At 46.5% G+C, this 23601-nt stretch carries 13 protein-coding genes; all 13 read right to left on the bottom strand.

Annotated features, from left to right (window positions below):
- Nucleotides 1-91: 91 nt before the first annotated feature.
- On the bottom strand, nucleotides 92-2221 hold the full coding sequence (locus DUL71_RS14715; protein WP_244228758.1) for an aceric acid hydrolase: 2130 nt from the start codon (nucleotides 2219-2221) through the stop codon (nucleotides 92-94).
- A gap of 4 nt (nucleotides 2222-2225) precedes the next feature.
- On the bottom strand, nucleotides 2226-5555 hold the full coding sequence (locus tag DUL71_RS14720) for a glycosyl hydrolase (RefSeq protein WP_114938830.1): 3330 nt from the start codon (nucleotides 5553-5555) through the stop codon (nucleotides 2226-2228).
- On the bottom strand, nucleotides 5552-8860 hold the full coding sequence (locus DUL71_RS14725) for a glycoside hydrolase family 2 TIM barrel-domain containing protein (RefSeq protein WP_208645566.1): 3309 nt from the start codon (nucleotides 8858-8860) through the stop codon (nucleotides 5552-5554). The genes DUL71_RS14720 and DUL71_RS14725 overlap by 4 nt, the downstream gene beginning before the upstream one ends.
- 148 nt (nucleotides 8861-9008) lie before the next feature.
- On the bottom strand, nucleotides 9009-10988 hold the full coding sequence (locus tag DUL71_RS14730; protein WP_244228759.1) for an alpha-L-rhamnosidase-related protein: 1980 nt from the start codon (nucleotides 10986-10988) through the stop codon (nucleotides 9009-9011).
- Nucleotides 10989-11057: 69 nt separating this feature from the next.
- The gene (locus tag DUL71_RS14735) at nucleotides 11058-12647 is read right to left on the bottom strand and encodes a sodium:solute symporter family transporter (protein ID WP_114939193.1); all 1590 of its coding nucleotides are present in this window, start codon (nucleotides 12645-12647) and stop codon (nucleotides 11058-11060) included.
- Nucleotides 12648-12655: 8 nt separating this feature from the next.
- Entirely contained in the window at nucleotides 12656-13735 is a 1080-nt protein-coding gene (locus DUL71_RS14740) for a Gfo/Idh/MocA family protein (RefSeq protein ID WP_114939194.1), read from the bottom strand.
- A gap of 22 nt (nucleotides 13736-13757) precedes the next feature.
- Nucleotides 13758-14510, bottom strand: coding sequence for an L-rhamnose mutarotase (locus tag DUL71_RS14745; RefSeq protein WP_244228760.1), 753 nt, complete (start codon nucleotides 14508-14510; stop codon nucleotides 13758-13760).
- Complete coding sequence (locus tag DUL71_RS14750) at nucleotides 14507-16429, bottom strand: right-handed parallel beta-helix repeat-containing protein (protein WP_114938833.1); 1923 nt, start codon at nucleotides 16427-16429, stop codon at nucleotides 14507-14509. Before DUL71_RS14750 ends, DUL71_RS14745 begins: the two co-directional genes overlap by 4 nt.
- Nucleotides 16430-16439: 10 nt before the next feature.
- The gene (locus DUL71_RS14755) at nucleotides 16440-17324 is read right to left on the bottom strand and encodes a sugar phosphate isomerase/epimerase family protein (RefSeq protein ID WP_114938834.1); all 885 of its coding nucleotides are present in this window, start codon (nucleotides 17322-17324) and stop codon (nucleotides 16440-16442) included.
- A 3-nt stretch (nucleotides 17325-17327) separates the two neighbouring features.
- Nucleotides 17328-18728: an acetylxylan esterase gene (locus DUL71_RS14760; RefSeq protein ID WP_114938835.1), complete on the bottom strand. Its 1401-nt coding sequence runs from the start codon at nucleotides 18726-18728 to the stop codon at nucleotides 17328-17330.
- Between the two features lie 240 nt (nucleotides 18729-18968).
- Nucleotides 18969-20102 carry a sialidase family protein gene (locus tag DUL71_RS14765; RefSeq protein ID WP_114938836.1) on the bottom strand — a complete coding sequence of 378 codons (1134 nt, stop codon included), beginning with the start codon at nucleotides 20100-20102 and terminating at the stop codon, nucleotides 18969-18971.
- A 4-nt stretch (nucleotides 20103-20106) separates the two neighbouring features.
- Complete coding sequence (locus DUL71_RS14770) at nucleotides 20107-20832, bottom strand: DUF3826 domain-containing protein (protein WP_244228761.1); 726 nt, start codon at nucleotides 20830-20832, stop codon at nucleotides 20107-20109.
- 12 nt (nucleotides 20833-20844) lie between these two features.
- Entirely contained in the window at nucleotides 20845-23601 is a 2757-nt protein-coding gene (locus tag DUL71_RS14775; RefSeq protein ID WP_114938837.1) for an alpha-L-rhamnosidase, read from the bottom strand.

A 23601-nucleotide genomic window follows, 5' to 3' on the forward strand; every position in this document is an offset into this window, starting at 1 on the left:
CGTGTAATAGTTGCCACTCGGCTGGAGCCGAGCGGCGGCTTGTTTTTTTATTGCAACCTTTTGCCTTTGACCTTTAACCTTCTTCCTCCCCTCAATAATCCAGCGGCATCCACGTCTCCATATCCACATGCCCACGGTTACCCCATGCGTAGTATGGAATCAGCCTGATATCAACAGCGTTTTGTTTTGGCGTAGATACTTCCTTGTAAAGCTGATTACTCCAATTGTTTTCATCACGCAGGTCGGCTTTACCAACAAGGCTCATGATCTCGCTGTTATCTATCCTGATCATCTCTGGGTTAAGTTGATTACCTGCAGATAGCGCTACATCGAAAACCTTTCGACCCTTAACCAAATCAGCCGATTCCAGACAATAAACCACTGGACCACGTTTTACCGCGACCTGGTTTCGCGTTTCCTCAACCAGCGGGTTGGCTTCCATCAGCGTAACCGGCATAGGCAGATCAAGATCAATAGTCATTCCTCTTTGCCAAACCGCGTTAATTTGCGCATAAGTTCCCGGCGTGGTATCCAGTTGCGGCACCGGCTGACCAGCAAGCTTTATACTTGCGCCCTTACACCAGCCCGGAATCCTTAAAAATACCGAGAACGCTTTATTGCCCGGTACCTCATCAAACCGGATGCGGATTTTGCCATCCCATGGGTAATTGGTGGTTTGTGTTAGTTTTACCGGCATGCCATCTTTCAGTTTAGCGGTTATGGTGTTGCTGCCATACAGGTTAAACCAAAGGCCATTATCTGATGTGCTGTAAGCATAATCGCTTACCTCGGCAATGGTACGCACTACATTTGGCGGACAGCAGTTGGAAAGTTTAATGTAGCCTACCCTATCTTTGGACCAGCGCTGTTTAAACGGCAAACTATCCGAATAAGCCAACGGGTTGGTATACAAAAAATTACGCCCATTAAGACTGATACCCGAAAGTACACTGTTGTATAGCGCCAGTTCTATCACATCGGCATATTTGGCATCTCCGGTTACCTGCAGCATGCGCCAGTTCCAGAGCACATTGCCAATATTGGCGCAGGTTTCATTGTGGGCTGTGAAACTTGGCAGTTGATAATCGCGCCCGTAAGCCTGGTGTACTTTCTGTACATCGTTAGGATTGTAAGAAGTTCCGTCGGGCGAAACGCCGTCGTACAATGCACCGCAGCCACCGGTGATATACATTTTACGGTTGACTACATCGTTCCACATCAGGTTTAAGGTGTGCATGAGTGTGGTGTCACCGGTTTCGGCATAAACATCGGCAGCGCCTGCGAACAGGTAGTTGGCACGGACAGCGTGTCCCATAGCCTGTGTTTGCTGGCGGAAAGGTGTTCTGTCCTGGTTATCATCGGTGCCATCCTTCATCAATCCCCGGATATCTATCAGGTTTTTAGCCAGTTCCAGATATTTCGGATCGCGGGTGGTTCGGTATATTTCAACTACCCCCATGTAATGCGAGGGGCAAATGGCATTCCGTGCCAATTCGGGCGAGGCTGTTTTATAAAACTTGTATAGATAATCGGTTGCTTTGATAGCTACTTTCAACAGGGTAGTTTTACCCGTAACCCGGTAATGAACACAGGCCGCTGTCATGAGGTGGCCGAGGTTATACGTTTCAAAATTAAGGCGATCATTAAAAGCTTTTTCCTTACCGCTGTTCTTTCGTTCTTCAATAAGGGTTGGCGTGTGGATATAGCCATCAGCGCGTTGGGCTTTGGCAATAACAGCTATGGTTTTATCCATCAACGCATCCAATTTGGGATCATGCGTGGAGGCATACATGCTGGCTACCGCCTCAAACAGTTTATAAAAATCGCCGTCATGAAATGGCGGGCCTTCATGCGATCCGGTATCCAGTCCCGCGGCTATTTCAAAATTGCGGTAAGCGTGACTGATCTTCGGATCGGTATAAACGCGCCACAGGTTGGGGATCATGGTATCGCGGCAAACCTTAAACCTGTCGGCCCAGAAGCCGCCTGTCCATTGTACCGCGCCCATATCCAGGCTGCTGAGTTTGGCGTAACTGCTTTTACTGGTATTAACCAAAGCTTTATTTTGTGCAAAAAGTTTGTCACCGGCAATTACCAAAACTGTGATGATAAGATATTTATGCAACGTTTTCATTTTACTGTTTCGGAAGAAAGCGAAGCCCTCAGGGTCCTCTCCGAGAGACCCTGAGGGGACGCTGGTATATTCAAAAATCCTTTTCATTTCATTAAGGGATATAAGTGAGCAATCTCGCCGGGCTCAGCAAGCCGGCCGGTAAAAGCGGGCGACCTTCCAACCGGTAAGGCGCGTTTGTCCATGTAATACGTTTATTTTCGGACAGGGCATGATCGCCCATGAGGCGGTTAGCCCAGGTGTTGGTTACTTTGATTACCAACTTATTTTCGCCGGGCTGGATGGCTTTGCTGATGTCTACCCGGTAAGGATAAGTCCATGCTGTACCGCAATTGATGCCGTTTACATACACTTGGGCCATGTTGGCAACATTTCCCAGGTCAAGATATGTTTTAGCCCCTGCTTTTCCGGCAAACTGAAAAGCGTGATTATAAACCGCCGTGCCTGAATAATATTTTATACTATCGCTGGCATTGCGCGACCAGTCTTCAGGTTGATTGAATGTAACCTGCTTCGCCGGGCCTCCATATTTAGGATCAAACTGTACCTGCCAGTTTGTAAAAGTTTGTATCGTTTTAAAATGAGCAGATTTATTATCCTTGATTTTTGCCTTAGAAGAGGAATTTCTTAAAACGATAAAGGCAGAGCCGTTAGCGGCCAACTCAAGCTTAATATTTGTACGGGTTGATTTACCTGTGCTATACAACTGCCTGATCTCACCAGTTAAAGGATCCCAAAACTCAGGGACACGGCCCGCTGCCCTTAATGATAAATTAATGATACGATTTAAAGCCTGCTGATTAGAAATGAAATAAATATCAAGATTAGCTGAGCTGCGATGTGTCCATGCCAGATCCTTTGCAGGCTGATTAACAGAATCTGTCGCAGTTAGATCTCGGCTTATGCCTAATTCATCAAACGTTTCTTTTTGATAAGGGCCAATGAGCACTTTACCTGTCACAGTGGCTTTCATCCGCTCATCGCCCAATAAAACCGTAGCGCCTTCATTTACCAGTTGCTGAAGCTTTTTTATAACCTCGACCGATAACTGCCAGGGCTGAGGCGACATCTGGCTTACACAGGGAATTACCAGCATGGCGTAACTCGCGCCGCCGGGTAAAATGATCCTGCCGTTTTTTACCGTAGCTAAACGTAGTAGCGCGTCTTTATTAAAAGAATCATAGGTATATCCTCTCAACGGGTCTATCCAGTTTTCGGGCAACGCCATATTAGCCGAATGGCTTGCATCCTCAATTGAGTTAATGATTGGCACCCCCTTGTTGGCTAAGCGCTCAGTTTCCTGCTTTACCCGTTCCTCACCAAAAATCCCTGGCAGGGTGCTAACCAACCTGTCGGGCAAAATAGCGCGACGCGGTGTTTCTTCGCCGGTAAAAACAGCGATATCGGCCACCGGGTGTCCCTGCTGTAACATGGCCTGGCAGCGACTGATATAATCAAACCAGGCTTTACCGGGCTTCCACCAGGTTTGGTCGCGCTGAAAAAACAAGCCAATACCGTCCAGCGTCATACCCGGCTTACGGTCAAGCCATGGATTATGAACATTTACATGGAACACATAGCGGTTGATGCCGAGGGCAAAATTGCGGTCGGCAGTGGTTTTGAGCATGCCAGGATGTTCGTCCCATAACAACCGCAACTCGGTAAAAGCCTCGGCCTGGATGATATTTTTTCCGTAGATGTGCCCACCCGATATGGCATCCAGCATATCATTGGGCTTATCATGCGTAGGGCTCCTAAACCAGAACTCCCCCATCGGGATATCGGCCTTTTGGTAATGCAGCATGCCATCACTCATCATGGTTGGGGCCACGCTTTCGGCAGTGAACGTGCAACCCTTTTCATGCGCCAGTTTAGCCATGGTACCGTAAAAATTATCTACCAGTAACTCGGCGATAGTTTGCCTCACATCGGTCAATACTTTTTCAGATTTTCCCGCGTTTTCCATCGGTACACCGGCCATTAAGGGCAGATACGGCAGCAGGTCATACCCCCTGCGCTTCTGAAATTCAGCAGCAAACACCGGCGACCAATTCTGACTTCCGCATTCCCAGCTATCTATGTGAAAGATTTTCAGTACACGCTTTGCCAACTCCGGCCCTGCCTGCTTTACAGCCTCACCAAACCAATTATCAAATTGTATTTTAGCGGCTTCGGGGTTAAACTTATCACACTCCAATCCAATACCGCCACCGCCGGTAGCATTGGTATGACCGGTAGAAGTGTGGCCGATACGAATAATTGTCCAATTACCCGTAGGCACCTGCCAGTCCAGTTTACCATCTGCCCCTAATTTATCGGTAAGGTTAATGATCTTGCTTTTATCTACACAAAGGTTAGCCGGTAATTGGGCATTTGTAGTTTGCTTGCTCAAACGCCAAACCTCACCGGTTTTACTTTCATATTGATGGATCCGCGGAGCCGTCAACAATTCAATCCCCGATAATTTTAAAGTTGGCTTCCATTTGGCAAAGTCCAGATCTTCAGCTCCCGGCTCCGAGCCTTCTTTATCGTAGGTAAACCTGAAATATTTTGCTGTTGTCGGGATTATGGCGTGTGTGATCTCCGCATCGCCATCCTGCCAGCCGTGGCGTGGTGGCTCCAATCTGCCTAATGAATGAAAACTTTCACCATCATCACTTACCTCGAGCAGCAACCGTTGCGACTGGTAATTACTTGCCGAAGTATGAATAATAAGCGAGCGGCAGGTAAAAGGCTTTTCAAATTCAAGCTGCAGCCAACATTGCTCGTTGCTGGTAAAGTTTTTGGTATTTCCTTTCTCTCCAAGATACTGCACGTCGGTATTTGGCACACTGGTGCTTACTTTCGGATGTTCATCATAACTGCTTATCCCCTCACCCGGGAGCGATGGGTAGGCCAGTACCTCGATATCCTTATAGTAGTTTTTATAATGCTTAGGAACAGGCAAAGTATCGTGATAAACTTTGCCGCCTTCAAGCTTAACTTTTGACCATACCACTTTTTGCATGGAAAGCTCGGGGGTTATCCATGGGCCACCTGCCAATGCAAAACCGTCACTATCGTGCATGGCCAGTTTTACGCCTATCCTGTCGGCCTCCCGCATGGTGAACTTCACCATCGCCCACCACTCCGGGCTTAACTGATTGATGGATGGGGTAATAAATGGCGGATTAGCAGGCCCCTTAATCGGCATTAAATATGCCCCGGCTATGCCTGCCTGCTTCATGGCCTGCAAATCGGCAGTGATCCCTTCACGGCTTACCGCACCCTGCATCCAGTACCAAAAAACCCAGGGCTTTGCAGATTCGGGTGGGTGCAAAAAGCGCTGCTCCAAACTATTGTTTGGCTGCGATACTTTACGCTGCTGGGCTATCCCCGGTAAAAACAGGCAGCAAAGGCAAATTGTGAAAACGTATTTCCTCATGGCTTCCTGTTAAATTTTATCTGATACGCCGCGTTTCCTGCCGCCTCAGGTTTACCCTCATATGGTTTCAGGTAAAAACTGTATTGATACTTTTTGGCGGGAATGCGGTATTGCTCCAAAGGCTCGGCCACTTCCGACCAGCTATCATTACCGCCTACGCCCATTTGTATCAAGTCGATATTAAGCGTAATAAATCCTGCATCCATTAGCTTATTGGTATGTTTTGCCTTTTGAATGTTTTCTTCGGTATAGGGCCAGGCACTCATACTTAGCAAGCTATCTGCAGTGATCAGCAAACCACCTGTTTTATGATGCAGCAGCATCCAGCGCACATCCGTACGGTTGCCGTTTTCCTGGGGCACAACATAGGACTCTATAAATTGCCTGATGGATTGTGAATAGATACCTACTTCTGAGCCTGTACGCCTGTCAATGTAGTTTTCAAAAGGGCCCCGACCGTAATAACTGATATTACTATCGGCCCGCGCAATCCCCATTTGCATGCCAACTTTGGGTAGGTTTGGCAAGCCCGGTTTAGCGTCAAAAGCATAAGCAACATTCAGCAAGCCGTTACCGCGAATAGTATAACTTACTTGTACCGAAGCGCTATCGTTAACCATAGAATAAACACTTGTAACCACTACCGAACCATCTCCGGCTTTTTGGCCTGAGATCGTTTTCAGTACAGGCACAGCCTTAAACCATGCTGCCAACTTCTTTTCCATCTTCCAGCCACGATGATCGTTATCGGTAACCGGGCGGGTAAAATGCGGCAATAGCGGCGCAAACACCTGTTGATTGCCTTTGTACAGGTACGAGGCTAAAGCACCATTTTGTTTGCGGATGCCTATCTCAAAATCTTTCCCGCTGATATGATAGGCTTTATCATCTTCAGATAATTTTGTTTCAGGATAACGCTTATCATTAGCGTTTGCGGCTAATGTTTTAGGATAGGTTAGTTGAAACTGATCACTTGCTATTTTGTACCCTTTACCTGCCCATGGCTTATCTTCGGCAAGGGTAAAGTGAATATCGGCCAGATATTCGTGATTGGGTTTTAAATTGGGCAGGTATTGTTTAATGCTGATGGTTGTATCATGCCCGGCTGCAAGGTTGATACGGGGAATTTGCTTTTTGAGGATGATATTACCCTCTTCCCTTAATTGCAGAGTGACATCATAATCGGCCAGCGAAGCCACGCTATGCCAGTTTTTGATGTGGATAGTTGCCTTATCGGCATCAACCAATTCACAGACTGCCGGCTGAAAAACATGCTTGCATTCATAAATGGCAGGCTTTGGTCGCCCATCGGATGCAACAATACCTTTAATAGTAAAATTATCAAAATAGCGTTCGCCATAATCTCCACCATAGGCATAATACGCCTTGCCCGTCGAATCATGTTTTAGTAATCCCTGATCTTTAAACTCCCATATCGCTCCGCCAATAACCCGCTTTGTCGATCGCCATTGATCCCAAAACTCCTTTAAGTTTCCGTTAGAGTTGCCCATCGCGTGCGAATACTCTACAAAAAATATCGGGCGGTTATCGCCATTTTGCTGATTGGCCAGTAATGGCGCGGTATAAATACCGGGATACATCCGGCTTACGATATCCACATAAGGCTGATCGATAGGGTTCTGCAACCTGTGCGAGTGATCATTGGTTTTAGGATAACGCGAATCGGTTGGATCGATGTAACCTTCGGCCTGCGGTGTGCCCTGGGCAGGTTCATAATGTACCGGGCGGGTGATATCAAAATCATGGATCCAACCGGCCATTGCCGCGTGGTTTGGCCCTCTGCCGGCCTCGTTACCCAAACTCCAGATGATCACACTTGGATGGTTTTTATCACGCATCACCATGCGCGTCGCCCTGTCAAGATAAGCGCCGGTCCACATGGGGTCATTACTTAGCTTTGATCCCAGGCCATGGGTTTCAAGGTTGGCCTCGTCAATAACCAATATACCATACTCATCGCACAGATCATACAGGTACGGATCCATCGGGTAATGGCTGGTGCGGATGCAGTTAAAATTAAAGCGTTTAATGGTGCGCACATCGTTCAGGATATCTTCGCGCGATAATGCCTTTCCTTTTACCGGATCATGATCTGGCCGGTTTACGCCGTACAGGTAGGTTACTTTTCCGTTAATGAGCAACTTGCTGTCTTCTTTGCTAAATTCGATGCTCCGGATCCCTACCTTGCAACTTTTAACCTCCAATGTTTGGCCGGTACTATCAACCAGGGATAAAGTAAGCGTATACAGGTTTGGCTTTTCATCGCTCCATTTCTCCGGGTTTTTCAGCGTGGTTTCCAGCAGACCAAACTTGACGTTATCCAACCGGGGATAGATCTCATTAATGATGCTTTCCACACTTCGCTCCAAAGGTTTCTGCAATACTTCTTTATTGTTCCTGTCAAAAAGCCTTGCTTCAATTTTATAACCGGGTACAGCTTTGCCCGTCAGGTTTTCAATCCGCGGGCGGATACTGAAAACGGCGTCTTTGTATTGCTTATCGAGTTTTGCCTGCCATTGAAAATCGGCTATGCGTAATTTAGGCTCGGCTAACAGCATTACTTCACGGTGGATACCGCTCATGCGCCACTGATCCTGATCTTCCAGGAAATAACCATCGCTCCAACGGATCAACTGTACTGATACCACATTTTCACCTGCTTGCAGATACGGCGTAATGTTAAACTCCGAGGGCAAAAAACTATCCTCGCCATAACCTAAAAACTTGCCATTCAACCAAACCTTAAAACCCGAACTTACCCCACCGAAATGCAGGGTGATGTTCATATCCTTCCAGTTGGCAGGCAAAGTGAATGTACGCTGATAGCTGCCAACACCATTATAATCTTGCGGTACATGCGGCGGGTTAACCGGTCGGAAAGGATAGACCGCGCTTTTATAAATGGGCTTATCATAGCCCTGCATTTCAATGCTTGAGGGTACAATGATTTTTTTCCAGCCGCTTACCCGGCTTTTATAAAAATCTTTAGGTGCGTCGGCCGGTTTTGCAGCGTAACTAAAATCCCAATAACCATTCAGGGATAACATCCTCCCCGACTTTTCTCTTTCGCCCGCCAGTGCATCTTTGATATTACTGTATGAATAAGCTGTAGCGCGAGCCGCATCCCGGTTTATACCATCAACCAAAGGGTTTTCCCAGGGTTCGGCATCATAAACCGTTGGCGCGTTGGGTATTGCAGCGGGTGTTTTATCAACCAGCTGCGCGTAAAGCCCTGTTGATGAAAATGCCGTTAAAAGCAGGATATTTATAAGCCGTTTCATCATTTTTTTGCGCTATAGTTTATGGTGTATTGTTTTTGTTTTTGGATGATAAGTTCATAGGTGCCGTTAGCTTTTGCGGTTAATTCTCCCTCTCTGCAAACCGGTTTGGATGTACTTATAAAGCGTAACAGTCCAGTCCCGGTATTACTGCTTACTTTAATTTGTTTAGTACTGCACGATACTTTGATATCCCCACTAGCGGTTGGCACGCTGCTTCCATCCATTGTAAACCACCCAATTGCGGCTCAATTACATATTGTTGGTACCCCGGTGCTGTTGGCTTTACACCGAGATAATATTTACCCAGCAGGTATATCGGGCTTGCGCCCCAGGCATGGCACAGGCTTTTACCAAATGGGCGCCCATACATGGCGTAGCGGTCGGCACCAGTTTTAGCGGGGTTGTACTCTTCCCAAAAAGAGGTAGCACCCAAGTTGAGCATGCCGCCCCAATAATCCTTCATCTCTTTAAGTACATAACTTTGCTCGCCCATGGCGCAAAGCGCTTCCAGCTCGTAAAAGCGCATGTAGGGCGTAGTTATCTTTTGGATATTATCATTCAGCAGCACGTATTTTTTAATTTCCTGCTGCTGACCGGGGTTGAGATAATTGAAAAATATCGAAAACATATTGGTGTAGCGGGTTACATTGTCGCTTGGCTTACCATCAACCAGGCTGTGTACAAAGGCATGTTTATCGCTATTCCAGTACAGGGAGAATATCTTTGATTTCAGATCTGCCGACAGTTTTTGGTATTGATCGTTACCTGTTTTATCATCCATGATATTGGCGCATAGGGCCATGGTTTCCAGGCTGCGGCAGAGCAGTAATTGCTCAAAGCTTACCTCGCCTTTTTTGCTGAGTTTATCGGCCCAGTCAATAAACACCCAGTCGCCGGGCAGGCCTTCCATCAATCCATTTTTATCGCGGCGTTGCAGGCAGTAGCTCATCAGGCTTTGCATGCGTGGGTACATTTGTTTGATGAAACTTTTATCGCCCGTGTACTGGTAGTAATCATAAATACCCATGAACCAGTAAAAGGTATAATCCATAATGGTATTGATATGGCTTGTTACAGGGTCTTTACCGCGGAGGGCATACAAGGTGCGGGTTACCGTTGGCGAATCAAAATACAGGTAATAATTCATGAGGTAGCTTTGATAAGCATCGCCAGACCAGATCCACCTATCCCTCTTGATGCCATCAATAAAAAACTCGCGGGTGTTCAGGTGCAGGGTATAGGCCGAAACATCCCAGATTTTGTTGATCAGTTCATCCGAACATTTAAAGCTGCCCCGCTGCTCAACCGGCGAATATTCATAAAGCATCGAAACGTCATCGGCACTTACATTATCATCAAATAATATATTGATATAACGGAAAGCACGTGAACCCTCCATGGTATAATCGGCTTTTTGAGGCTGATCGATATAAATACTATCCAATAGTTCGCAAGCAGATAAGGACAGAGCTTCTTCCCTTGATTCGCCATAGCAGAATTTAACATTGCCTTTGCCTTTTAAGCCGATAAGCTTGGCGTAACCAAAGGTTTCCTTACCAAAATCAACCAAAATAGAGTGTTCCTTCCGTTCCGCTTTTTCAGGTTTGTGCTCTTCTGTGGGTAGACGGAATGCTGAAGGTAATTTATCCGCCGAATCAAAATTCCAGTTACCGGCATTTACATATTTTGTGGCCGAGACATCTGAAGTTTTCCCCGATTCGTCAATCCATTCCTTATCTTCATAAGTTACCAGCCATGAGGTATCTGACACCAGTTGCTGCCCCTTAACAAATATGGCGGGAGCAGCTGCCTGGTTATAGACTTTGAGACTAAGCCTGTGCCTGCCAGCCGGCACATGAATGTTTTTGGGGTAACCTGCCAAAGCCTTACCATCAAGCTTTACGTTGTATTGTCCCTCAACAGCAAGTTCAACCGTTTCGGGGTTTGTAAGCGTAAAATCCTTATGAAAATCAACCAGGACATAGTGGCTGTCCAGTTTCCAGAAAGGCGGAAAAAAAGCGCCCCGCTCTGTACGACGGTTTTGCATCCGGTTGCTCAGCCATACTTCGTAATCGCCGGGATACCAGATCCAGGTAGCTTTTTGCGCTTTGGCCATATCAGCAAAAAGCATAAAGCTTAACAGTATTATAAATACATAATGCTTATTTAATTTTATATGGGTAGATATTTTATGCATAGATCAATGTCTGTTAAAAATGAGGTATAAGGCGATCATGACTACCGTAAGCAGCAACCAGGCTATTTTTACACGCCGGGTAGGCTTTGCAGTATTTTCGGTTTCAGATTGTTCGGCTACATAAACAGCAGGTGTTTTATCAAGCAATGAGATCAGCACAGCCGATACCGCCAGAAAAACAAATATGAAAAACGACAACATCAGGTAATGCGGCCAAAAGCTGTACTTATCGGGCGGTAATACCCACAGGTAAACTACCCCGGTACCCAAACTAAAAGCCGAACCTGCCGAAAGAATGATATTCACCGCCTTACGGGTTGTACGTTTCCAGTAAACGGTAAGCAAAAAAACTACAGCCAGCGGCGGGGCGATAAAGCCCAATACCGATTGAAATACATCAAACAAATTGAGGCCTTTAATGCTGTCGATAGCCAGCGCCATACCTATGGCAAATACGCAGCCGCCAATTACGGTGTAACGCCCTACCCTGATGAGATCTTTATTAGTGGCATTGGGGTTGATCTTTTCGGCATAAATATCCATGGTAAATACGGTGCTCAGCGAATTGAGAGACGAGCCGATGGTGCCCACCAAAACCGCTATGAGCACCACAATAACCAACCCGTTCATCCCCGGAGGGAAAAGATTAGTGACCATGGTCATATAGGCCAATGCAGGATCGCTCAGATGGGGAAACAGGATGAAACACAAAATGCCGGTGAGGATAAATAGCGGCAGCGATAATATTTTAAGCCAGCCAATAAAGTTAACGCCAAGCTGCCCCTGTTCCAGGTTTTTTGCCCCTAATACCGATTGCACCATGGCTTGATCGGTACAGAAAAAAGCCACAGCCGATACCGGGTAGCCCAATAAAATAGCATACCATGGGTATTTAACGTCACTTGCCGGATGGATAAGGTTCCAGTAATTTGCGGGTGTGTGATGAAATACGGCTGATAAGCCTCCGGCTTTGCTTACACCTAAAACAGTCAGCGTTAATGATACGCCGATAAGCAGCAACATCTGGAAAACATTTACTTTGGCAATAGCCTTTAAACCGCCGGTAAACGCGAATAAGCCAGCGAAAGATACCAGCACAATAACCGATTGCCACATCGGGATACCCAATATCTGCCTCACTAAAAAACCACCTGCAAAAAGGCCTAATGAAAGCCATGAGATCAGCATTTTGATGAGCGCGTACCAGGCCAGGATATTACGGGTTGAATCGCCATAGCGGTTTCCCATAAATTCGGGCATGGTGGATACTTTGGCCGCGATGTATTTAGGCGCGAATACCAAAGCCAGCAGCATCAGAAAAACAAAGGCATACCAATCGAAATTAACGGCTACGATACCCGTGCTGTAACCGATGCTTGCAAAAGCCAGCAACATGGACGGCCCCACATTGGTACCCCACATATTAAAACCGATGCTTGCCCAGCCTAATGATTTGTTGGCCAAAAAAAGCGTCTCATCCGTTTGGTTTTTATTACTGAAGCTGGCGCGAAACCCGATTATCATTAAAATAATCAGGTACACGGCAACCACCGAATAATCCAGCAGCGTAAGGCGCGATACGATATTGCTCATGCCCAATATCATGCGCTTAACTCGTTTACGGTTAAATTAAATTCAGTCAGGATCTCATCAACCTTTACGGGTTTGCCAGTTTGTAATGACCGATCCATGGCCTGAAGCAGGGCGATAGTGCCAATACCTTCTTTAATGTCCGGGTAAGCGGTGTAACCTTCGGTAATGCTATCGGCAAAGTATTCGAGGTAATTTTGATACTCGCCGGCGTGATGGCTTTTGCCCTCAAACCTGAAGTAGTGTTTTAGTTTATGTTCCCAGGTAATGATGCGTTCTTCGCCGGTGTTATCGGTAATGGCATAGCGCAGGTCCATGTAATCGCCCTGGCTGCAACCTTCGGTGCCACGCAAAATACAGCTCATTTCACTGTCGCGGTTAACGGGTTGTACCGGCCCGGTATAACAACCGCTCACGCGTGCAATGCGGCCATCTTTTGCTTTGAATATAAAGTGCATCGTGTCGGGATTCTTTAAACCGCCTTTGGCGCCATTGGCGCTTAGCATACCGTATCCCATCACCTCTTCAATCTCCGGCAGATACCAGCGGATAAAATCAATCGGGTGACTTAAGCCGCCGTATAGCCATTTAAAAGCCTGTTGAAGTGACCACGGTTTCTCTAAAAACCAGCGGTGATCGGCATGGTAATAAGCTTCAACGGTTATTAAATCCCCTATCAAACCAGCCTCGTAATCTTTGCGCTGCTTTTTCATCGGCTCAAAAAAGCGTGAGCTTTGACCTACAAATACTTTTTTGCCGCTTTGCTCAACCAGTTCAAGCAATTCGGCAGCTTTGCTCAAATCATCAATAAATGGCTTGGTACATACCACGTGCTTGCCATGCAGTAACGCCTGTTTAACGTGTTCGGCATGTAAATGATCGGGCGTGTAAATGGCAATGATATCTATTTCGGCATCATTGAGCATGTCCTGGTAACTGGTGGTATAGTTATGAAAGTTAAACTCCTCCGCGCGGTGTTTACACATTTCAATATTCATATCGCATACCATTTTCAATTCAAGCTTTTCGCTTTTCAATACTGCCGACATGGTGCTGCGCCCTTCTCCTAATCCTAATATTCCTATTTTCATTTTATATCTGATTACTGATGCTTTAGTTAGTATGAACAGGTTTAAATTCAACCCAAACTTCGCCCGGCTTTGTACCGGGAATACCTTCCTGGTATTTCTTCATCAGGCGGTTCCATTCGTTTACCCTTGGGTTGTTTTCGGTGGTTTTAGGGTTCAGTTTGTCCAGGGTTTCTCCTTTGGGAATGCTGATGACCAGCATTAACTGCCTGCCGTTTTTAAACACAAGCAGTTGCTGAAAATTAGCATTGCAAAAGCCCTTTGCAACCTCCGGCCAGTTCTTAAACTGTGTAGCATGGTAGTTTAAATATTCCTGCTGAAGCTTAGGATCGTTAACCAGGTTAGCGGTCATGACTATATTTTCCCATTGTTTTGAACTAATAGTATCCGCGCACATTTTCCGGTTAAATGAGTAGAATGGTTTTTCGTAGTATTTGATCGAATCCTGGGGATACGCTTTCTTTATTTCCTTAAGTACACTTTCGGGATTTGGGATATGGATGTAAATGGTAAAATGATTTTTCCATTGGCGAATGTCGTCAATATCACCGTCTACACTTTTGCCGATATCGAACAAACCGTCATAGTCAAAGTGGGCCTTATCATGTGTAATAATTTCAATAATTGCCGGGCGCACAATCAAACGCGGTTTTACCTTAGCTGCAACCTTTGGTTGGCTGGCCTTTTTGGGAAGAGGAAGATCACAAGCGCTTAAAATCGATGTAAGGCATCCTCCAAAGAAGGTCATAAACAGCAAATATTTTCTCAACTGCCTCATTCCGTTTTATGATTAATGGGCCAATTGTCCCTGTTTACCGATTTGTATTTAAGCAGATAGCTGTAAGGAGCTTCCAGCCCCGCGGCATTCTTTATGACAGCATCAACCTGCGGACCATTATTTTCCCAGACATTGCCGGGCCCATTGGCATTTTTCAAAAATTTATCTGCCGGGCACCAGTTGTTTTTTAGGGTGGTGTATGACGATCCTTCGTCGGTATACAGGTAAAACCAATGCTGCGGGTCATGCGCGTAAGGAGCTTTGTAAATGCTATCCACATAGTTATCACTGATTACCGAACCGGGCTGTGCCGATAGCGTGTAGATAGCCGCCACATCATACATATTACGGGCGTAGTGGTGAATTTTATTGGCTATGATATGGTTATCGCTCATGGCGTTAACAGTCTTTGTCCAGCCCCAGCCCATGCTGATGCCGGTGTAGTTTATATCGCAAACCTCGTTATGCATTACACTGATACCTTTTACATAGCCCGCGCCTATGCCCACACAGCCCCAGTCTTCGTTGGTAGCATCGGTGATTAAATTATTGGTGATGGTATCGTTGGTGCAGATCTCCCGTTTATCGGTCGGGTTATAAGGCAGATGAACCTCCTGTACTTCGTCAGAGTAAACACCATCAAGTATCGCGGTGCCTCCAATATCCTTAAACAGGCTGCCTTTAACCACATTATTATGTGTTCCACGCTGAAAATCCAGCCCGGTTGAGGCCATGTGTTCAAAACCACAACCATCGAAGTTGATATGCGAAGCGTAAGCCACCTCCACGGCAGCCTTTGGCCGGCCTACCCACGCCTGGTTTTCCAATCCTTTTTTATCCGGCGTGCCCGGAATTTTCAGTTTATAGGCATCCAGCATGTACATTCCCGTCTGGTGCGGGACCAAGCCTTCTTTTGAAGGGCGAAGCCAGCTACTATGCTCAAAACTGATATTTTTAAAGCTGATATAATTAACAGGGTTATCAACAGTGCCCTGTACTTTAAGCAGGGTTTCCAATTGCGGAATGATTACGGTGGCTGTTTGCAAATCTTCGCCTTTTCGGGGGATGTAGTAGATCTTGTTAGCATTGCGGTTATGGTACCATTCGCCGGGTTTATTTAAAAAGCTGATGGCATTGCTGAGATAAAAAGCCGAATTACCTGTTTTTTTGGAGAGCCAGGGCGCGGGCCAGGGGTGCTCTGACTGGATACGGCTTTCGGGCTGATAAAATGATAAGCGCGCGCTATCACCCATGGCTTTAACAGCCTTAACCCGTAAAATAGCAATGGCCCACCACTGGTGAATAAACATCTCCATCCCCTTGAGATGAGAGGTATCTACCGAAGCCGGCCATGGAATTACGCAAGTCTGAGTTTTATGATCCCAGGACAGGATGCGGTTCATCAACGGGGCTTCGGTATCACGAGCGCGAATTGCCTTTTCATTATTTACCCATAGCTGCCTGAATTGCAATGGCTCATCGCTGATTACAGGGCCATCGGCAACCCAAACTTTACCTTTGGCTTCCGCAGGCATGCCGGGGATTTTGTTGTTTACTTTACGCCAGCCATTTACTTTAGTGCCTCCGCTTAAAATAGTTTTACCAATGCCCTCGCCCTCAATAATAGTGGGGCTATCGGCAGTACCGGAATCTTCCGGGCGAATAAATAACGGCTCATTTAAATAGTAAACTCCGGCAGCTACCCTGATATAAATGCCGCCTTTTACCGATGCGTCATTTAAGCGTCTCAATTCACGTGCCTTCCTGATGGCCATGGCTACGGTAGCCAGCGGCTGTTCGCGGGTGCCGGTATTTGTATCGGAGCCTTTAGGTGATACCCAGATCTCAGCCGCAAAGAGGCTACCTGTCAAAATAACATTTAACAGCAATACCAAAACAACTATGCGGCGGATGTTCATTTACGTTTTATTAATTAGCCTGAAAAATTGATTTTACATAGGTGGTGTTCGCGCTGAAATTCCACTTCACGTTACGGGGGTCTTTGGCATCGCGCGATCGTTCAATCACCAACCAACCCGACCAGCCCATTTTGTCTAAAGTCGCTTTTACATGCTCCATATTGATTTTAGGATCATTTTGCAGCCAAACGCCGTCATCATTAGTACAGTGGATCTGAATGATATTGTTTTTACCCAACGTTTTTAACTCCTTATCCAGATCGCGACCGTTCCTGATGGCGTTTTCAAAATTGAAATAGCTTTTGATGGCCGGCGAGCCTATATCTTTCAAGAGCTGCAACTCGCCTTTAGCATCTAACGCGGTTTCAATACCTATTACCACACCGGCCTTTTCGGCTATTTTGCCAACCTCTTTCAGGCGGGAAACTATAGCCGGACGCAATTCGGGGAATTTCACCAGGTCGCCTTTGATACCCATCGGTAAAAAGCCAACTTTAACGCCCATTTGCTTCATGGTGTTGATACCATCGGTAACAGCCTTAATAGCTGTTGGCCGCTCGGCAAATGATTGGGCGAAGAAGCCGGTCATGCCTATAGATGGAATTTCGAGGTTCAGCTCTTTCGCCTTGCTCAAAAACACTTTTCTGATCGAATCATTGGCCAGTTGGTTATCAAAAGTTTCCCGGTCGCCAAGGCCGCCCATATCAACTTCAACCCCATCAGCACCGATGTCTTTAGCTAACTGAAAGGCACCCAGTTTTTGCCGTTTAAGGATCATCAAATCAACCACGGCAACTTTATAGCGCTGCTTTGATGCAGTCTGAGCGGTAGATGGTGAACCGAAGACACACACCATTAAGCCTATCCAAAAACATGATATCAACCTGTATTTCATAACCTATTTTTTTATTGCCTGCGCAAATACTTTCTCTAACCGATCAAAGCCTTTTATGGCATTGGCCGGAAGTTTTTCGCCCTTATCACCAAACACATACATGGCAGGTTCCTTTTCAATGATGACTTTCTTGTCGTCGAAATTGCCGCTGCTATCTTTAATTTTATTAAGATCTAAACGAAAATTCTTCGCTACGAAAGCGTACAATGCAGCCCTTTTTGATGGCCCGAAATCATGCCCTTCGTTTGGCAGGTGCACATTCTCTACTTTATCGGTAACTCCGTAGTAGCCGTATATTTTTTGGAGGTAAGGAAAATCATGTTCGGGCATATTGGCTGTCCAGTCCTGCCCGTCTGAGATCAGCAACTGAGGCCGGGGCGCTGCCATAGCGGCCAGTTCTACGTTGTCTGTTCCGTTGCCGCATTGGTGGATAGGCATACCGCTTTCGCAAGGGCATCCCCCATAAAAATAAGATGATACCGACACGACCGGGGCGCTCAATTTGATCCGGTCATCCAGGGCAGTCATTAAAACGGTATGGCTTCCGCCACCCGAGCCGCCACTGATGCCTACCCGTTCCGGGTCGGTTTCTTTAAGTGAAAGCACGTAATCCAGGATCCTGATAGCGCCAAGTGCCTGGATGGTTTGTGCCAGGCTACGGCGATGATCTTCGTCTTTAAATTGCAGCAAGGATTCGCCCCAGGCAAAAAGATCATAACTGTAGGCCATCGCCCCCATCCGCGCCAGCGACGCGCAACGGATCTGGCAATCGGCACGATAACGCTGATGCTCCCAGTGTCCGTCCGGGCTAAGTATCACAGGTATCCTGCCTTTAATTTTCAGCGGTTTGTACAACGAACCATTGATGTACAAACCGGGTAGTATTTCAATGGCGATATTTTCAACGGTATACCCATCAAAAGTTCTTTTTGGGGTAATGATCGGTTTTGACGCAGGTTTGGCAGGCAAAGGCGATAGTTCTAAAGCTTTGTAAAGCTCCGGCTTCAGCATGGCCTTCCGCTGTTCCCAGGTATCACGGTCGTGGTATTGGGCGGCTATCCTGTCAAGCTCTTTCCAGCCGTCGCTTATCGCCCAGCGGAAGTATTCATATTCTTTGAGCTTATACCTGCCGGGAGCCTCTTTATTCACTTTCAGATCGAGCGGGGTGAGGATATTGGCCAGTGTGGTATCCACATTGGGCCTGAAACGCCATTGCGCGTAGTTAACCCATTTACCATCAACCTGGGCGGCAGTGTATTTGATCTTTACATGGTATTTGTCCTGCACTTCATCAAGCACCTCCTTCAACGTTTTCCTGTACATGGCATCGGTAGTTTGCTGCGCATGGGCGGCAAAGCTCATTGCTGTAAAGCAGGTTACCAGTATATAGATCAGTTTTTTCATGGTTTATTTTTTGTAGAGACGCATCACATGCGTCTCCCGTGGGTTGTTATTCAACAGTTGCTTGTCCTGAAGGAGACGCATGTGATGCGTCTCTACATTTGCAAAATCAAGGTCATGCTGGACTCGTTTCAGCACCCCACTCGCCAAGTCACTATGCTAAGCAAATCGACTACCTGTCCTGTGAGGTGCCGAAACAAGTTCGGCATGACGCTTTTTTGCCCATCAGGGTCTATTTCCTCCTTACAAATCCTTAGTCTCCCCAACCGGTACCGGCGGCGTATAACCCTCCACCTTAGGCCAAATACCATCCTTTATTTCCTTCAATTCCAACTTTGCCGGATCAATAATCACATGCTTTATCTTTTGCCGGCGCCAGGTGTAAACCACATGCACCATTCCATCCGAAGTTTGGATAACCGATGGATAGGAATACTGGCTGATAGGCGAATCCTCAAGGATCAGTGCCGCATACCACGTAATACCATCTTTAGAAACTGCCACATTTAACGGTGTTCGGGCACCTTTTGCCAGATTGCCGGGCGGCAAAACATGATTGTAAACCAATAGTTGCCGACCATCTTTCAAGGTCACAGCATCGGTGCCGGAGTTGTTATTTGGCAGATTTGTCTTCTCCAAAGGCGACCATGTTTGCCCGCCATCTTTAGACCAGGTGCTTAATATCGCCCGGTTCTGGCTCCTGCAAAGCGCCTGCAGGCTGCCGTCTTTGTAAGTTAAAATACTGGGCTGTATGGCTTTCAGATCTTTGCCATCACTGATAGGGCCTATCATTGTCCAGTTTTTACCAAAATCTTTGGTGGCTTCAAAATGAACCTGCCAGGCTTTACCTTCGGTACTCACCGGACTCAACAGCGTACCGTTTTTAAGCAATACCGGCTTGTTTTTAATAGGGCCTAAAATTCCATCGGGTAAAGCCTTTTGCTCCGACCATGTGATGCCGCCATCTTTTGATGTTTTTACAAAGCCTTTCCACTTTGCCGGGCTTGGGCCCATTTTATAATAAAGCTGTAATTCGCCTTTGGGCACCTGGTACAATACCGGGTTCCAGCAGGCGTAGCGTAAAGTATCATTCTGGATGCCGTTGGCTACGTTGATACTCTCAGTCCATTTACCGCCAACAAAACGGCTTACCCAGATACATACATCGGGGTTACGCTCCTTGGTGCCGCCAAACCATGAGGCCACAAGGCCCGAAGGGGTTTCGGCTATGGTTGCCGCGTGGCATTCGGGATATGGTGCTTTATCGTATATAAATTCATCCTTCACAATGCCCTTACGCCAGGGATTTTGGGCAAAGGCGTTGAACATGAATAAGCAGCTTATAGCACCGGCGAACAAGATCTTTCTTAACATCATACAATTATTTTTGAGTGGCGGCCTTATCCTTTGCAGCTTTATCAGCAGCCTTTTTTGCTATGATTGCTTTGGTATAATCGCCGTATAGTATGTGCCAGTTACGGCCGTTGCTGTTGAGGTATTGTTCGTTTTTGGTTTTGTAGATCTCGAAAATGGCCGATACCTGCTTGATATTCTTAAAATCGACAGCCTGTTCACGGGCTTGCTTCAGGTTAGCGAGGATTGCAGCCTCTTCAACTGGTGTCAGATCGGGAATGATAGATTTATAACCGGCCAGCGTAAAAGCCACTTTACCAATGGTGTATTTATCAAGCACGGTTTCAACCTGCTCTTCGGTCAGGTCGTTATGCAAACCGGTCATCAGGTTTTCATGTACCGATTTTGGCAGCGACGAATTAATGATGATCTGCCTGTCCATGGTGCTCAAAGTTTTACCCGTAGCCGGATCAATACCTGCCGGAACAGATTCATACGAATGCGTATTGTTCCACTCGCGAATTGTTTTGAGATGCGTTGCTATTACATTTTTTACGCGGGTAGCCTTTGCGGTATCGGTAAGCGATAACGAGGCAACCCAATCTGTAGCTTTCTTGTCCACTTCGGCATCGGCTTTGGCCTGCGCTTCGGGGGATGGAGCTGATTTGGTTGCCTGCTGCTCCTGGGCTTTCAACGTACCCGACAGCGCTAATAAGGCTATTAGCATAGCACCCGCCATGTTTAATTTTTTCATATCAATGTTGCTTTAATATTTTACTTCAAAATCATAATCGCCAGATCCAACGCTGAGTACCGCTCGCCCATTCTCCATTTTTACAGGTTTAATATCTTTTATGGTCGATATCTTCTTCCCGTTTTCGGTTACTTCGTTCATATTTTTGGTAGGCACATAAACCAACGCCGAACTATTTGGCGGTACGGTAACATGCCAGTTAAAACTGCTTTTAGTATTGGTATAACTGCTTTTTACAAGGCCATAGGCGGTTTGGTACGAAGCGTTAACACTATCCAGTCCTTTGATAATTGCCGGTTGCATAATCAGTTGTTTAAAGCCGGCATTAACCGTTTTTATCCCGGCTATGTCCTGATAAAACCAGGTAATCAGATCGCCCAACAGCATAATGTGATTACGCGAATTCATAGCCGGGTTAGCTGTATCGCCGTTCCATAATTCCCAGATGGTTGTAGCGCCCCTTTCGGTCATGTAGCCCCAACTTGGGTAGGTGGTATTAGATGCAATTTTCCAGGCCAGATCGGGGCGGCCAAACTCCGTAAGCCCGCGCATGAGCCATTGAGTACCAATTACGCCGGTACTGATATGATCATGTGCCTCGTTGATCTTAGCTACTATATTTTTGAATACAGCCTGTTTATTGACAGGTGGCGTGATCCCGAAATACAATGGTAACAGGTTGGCGGTAACCGTATTGTTGCTGTATTTCGATGTGGTTTCATCAAAATATTTATCATTAAAAGCTTTAGCTACTGCTTGCTTCATGGCAGCAAAAAACTGTACATCAGCAGGCTTGTGTAGCATTGTCGCGAACTTTTCCATCAGCCCTGACAAGTGATAATAATAGGCTGTAGCAATCAGTTGTCCATCCGTATTCAATGACGAATCTTTGGCGTGAATCAGCTCCAGAGATTCGGGTGGTACGCACCAATCACCATATTTATCTTTGGTGACGATGTTATTTTTCATGTACTTCACCCGCATATAATCCATCCATTTTTTCATGGAGGCATAATGCTTTTCAATGGGGCCTTTATCGGCAAACTGACGGTAAAGCATATCGGCCAGCAGGATATAAGTGCCGGGCCAGGTCATGTTATCGCTGTAGTAATTCCAATAAGCGGGCGCAACATCCGGGATAGCGCCCTCAGGGGTTTGTGATTGTGCTATATCATCCAGCCATTTGGCGTAGAAATTGCCATTGGCAAACACAAAACTTTCGCCAAGCGAACCTACCGCCCTATCGCCAAGCCATGGCATCCGTTCGTTACGTTGCGGGCAGTCTACAGGCATACCTTTGTAATTGCTCAGGATCCCCCAATAAGCATTATGATAGATCTTATTGACGATGGCGTTAGAGGTTTCAAAACGACCGATGGTTGGCAAGGCATCGTAAACCACCTGCCCTTCAAAATCGGCTAATTCAGGTTTACCGGGATAGCCGCTGATTTCCACATACCTGAAACCGTGGTACACAAATACCGGGTGCCAGGTTTCTTCTGCCCCGCCTTTAAGCGTATAAACATCAGTTACTTTGGCATCGCGAAGGTTAGCTACGTAAAGTTCATTGTTGGGCTGCAGGGTTTCTGCATAACGGAGTGTTACTTTATTGCTGCGGTTTCCTTTTACACGCATCTGCAACCAGCCTGCCATGTTCTGTCCCATATCCAGGATCCACACATCTTTTTTAAGCTGATTGATGCTAACAGGTTTAACCGTATCCATCACCCTGATCGGCTCGTTCATCTGCGCGTCGAGCTTTCCACCGGGGGCCTGCACCAGTTCGGCTTTGAGCCATTGGCTGTCGTCAAAATCTGCATTGTTCCATCCCGGAAATTCTTTGGTAGCATCATATTCCTCGCCATCATATTCGTTATTGGTGCGGATAGGGCCATCGGCTGTAAAATGCCAGCTGCTGTCACTTATGATGGTTTGCTTTGTTCCGTCGGTATATTCTACCTCCAATTGCAACAGCATTTTGGGGAAACCAAATTCCTTGATCTTTTTAGGCTTGTATTTTGGCCGCATGGTAAAATACCTGCCGTTACCCAATACCGTTCCTATGGCATTATCGCCCTGTTTCAGATAACCTGTAACATCAAAAGTATTATACTTAACCGATTGGGTATAGTCGGTAGGCGCTTCGGCCAAAACCTGGTCGCCGATGATTTGCCCGTTTACATATAGCTCGTAATGCCCTAAGCCAACAACATAAGCCGTGGCGCGTTTGATAGCTTTGTTTAAACTAAACCCGCGGCGATAATACCGGGCCGAAAGGCGCGAAAACTTAGAAACACTATCCCAGGCAAATCCACGATCGCAGCCTATCCATCTGGCTTTCCAGTCGGCAGGATTTAAAAGTCCAACGCTCCATTTAGCGGGTTGGCTCCAGGTGCTTGCACCGTTGTTTGTCCAAACCCTTACTTTCCAGTAACATACTGCACGACTCACGAGGGGCTTGCCCGCGTAGCTGATCATGATGGATTCAGCCGAATTTATTTTACGCGAATCCCACAGATCGCCCTGCCCGGCTGTTAGCTTTTCAGGGGTAGAGGCAATCAAAATTTGATAGGCAACCTGGTTGGTGTTCCGCGCATCGCTGGTGATCTGCCAGCTTAACCGTGGTTTATTGGTGCCGATGCCTAAAGGGGTGTTCAGCATTTCGCATTTCAAGTTTTGCAAACCGATGTGAGCATCCGCATAGCAATTGCCCAGGCAGGTTAACATAACCACTACAGCCAAACTGATATGTACGAGCAACCGTTTCAT

The organism is Mucilaginibacter endophyticus (genome assembly GCF_003351025.1).
Classification (GTDB): domain Bacteria; phylum Bacteroidota; class Bacteroidia; order Sphingobacteriales; family Sphingobacteriaceae; genus Mucilaginibacter; species Mucilaginibacter endophyticus.

Excerpts from the sequence above, each read along its gene's own strand:
- DUL71_RS14745 (WP_244228760.1), bottom strand. The coding sequence starts at position 14,510 with ATGAGGCAGTTGAGAAAATATTTGCTGTTTATGACCTTCTTTGGAGGA.
- DUL71_RS14770 (WP_244228761.1), bottom strand. The coding sequence starts at position 20,832 with ATGAAAAAATTAAACATGGCGGGTGCTATGCTAATAGCCTTATTAGCG.
- DUL71_RS14740 (WP_114939194.1), bottom strand. The coding sequence starts at position 13,735 with ATGAAAATAGGAATATTAGGATTAGGAGAAGGGCGCAGCACCATGTCG.
- DUL71_RS14755 (WP_114938834.1), bottom strand. The coding sequence starts at position 17,324 with ATGAAATACAGGTTGATATCATGTTTTTGGATAGGCTTAATGGTGTGT.
- DUL71_RS14760 (WP_114938835.1), bottom strand. The coding sequence starts at position 18,728 with ATGAAAAAACTGATCTATATACTGGTAACCTGCTTTACAGCAATGAGC.
- DUL71_RS14725 (WP_208645566.1), bottom strand. The coding sequence starts at position 8,860 with ATGATGAAACGGCTTATAAATATCCTGCTTTTAACGGCATTTTCATCA.
- DUL71_RS14735 (WP_114939193.1), bottom strand. The coding sequence starts at position 12,647 with ATGAGCAATATCGTATCGCGCCTTACGCTGCTGGATTATTCGGTGGTT.
- DUL71_RS14765 (WP_114938836.1), bottom strand. The coding sequence starts at position 20,102 with ATGATGTTAAGAAAGATCTTGTTCGCCGGTGCTATAAGCTGCTTATTC.
- DUL71_RS14720 (WP_114938830.1), bottom strand. The coding sequence starts at position 5,555 with ATGAGGAAATACGTTTTCACAATTTGCCTTTGCTGCCTGTTTTTACCG.
- DUL71_RS14775 (WP_114938837.1), bottom strand. The coding sequence starts at position 23,601 with ATGAAACGGTTGCTCGTACATATCAGTTTGGCTGTAGTGGTTATGTTA.
- DUL71_RS14730 (WP_244228759.1), bottom strand. The coding sequence starts at position 10,988 with ATGCTTTTTGCTGATATGGCCAAAGCGCAAAAAGCTACCTGGATCTGG.
- DUL71_RS14750 (WP_114938833.1), bottom strand. The coding sequence starts at position 16,429 with ATGAACATCCGCCGCATAGTTGTTTTGGTATTGCTGTTAAATGTTATT.
- DUL71_RS14715 (WP_244228758.1), bottom strand. The coding sequence starts at position 2,221 with ATGAAAAGGATTTTTGAATATACCAGCGTCCCCTCAGGGTCTCTCGGA.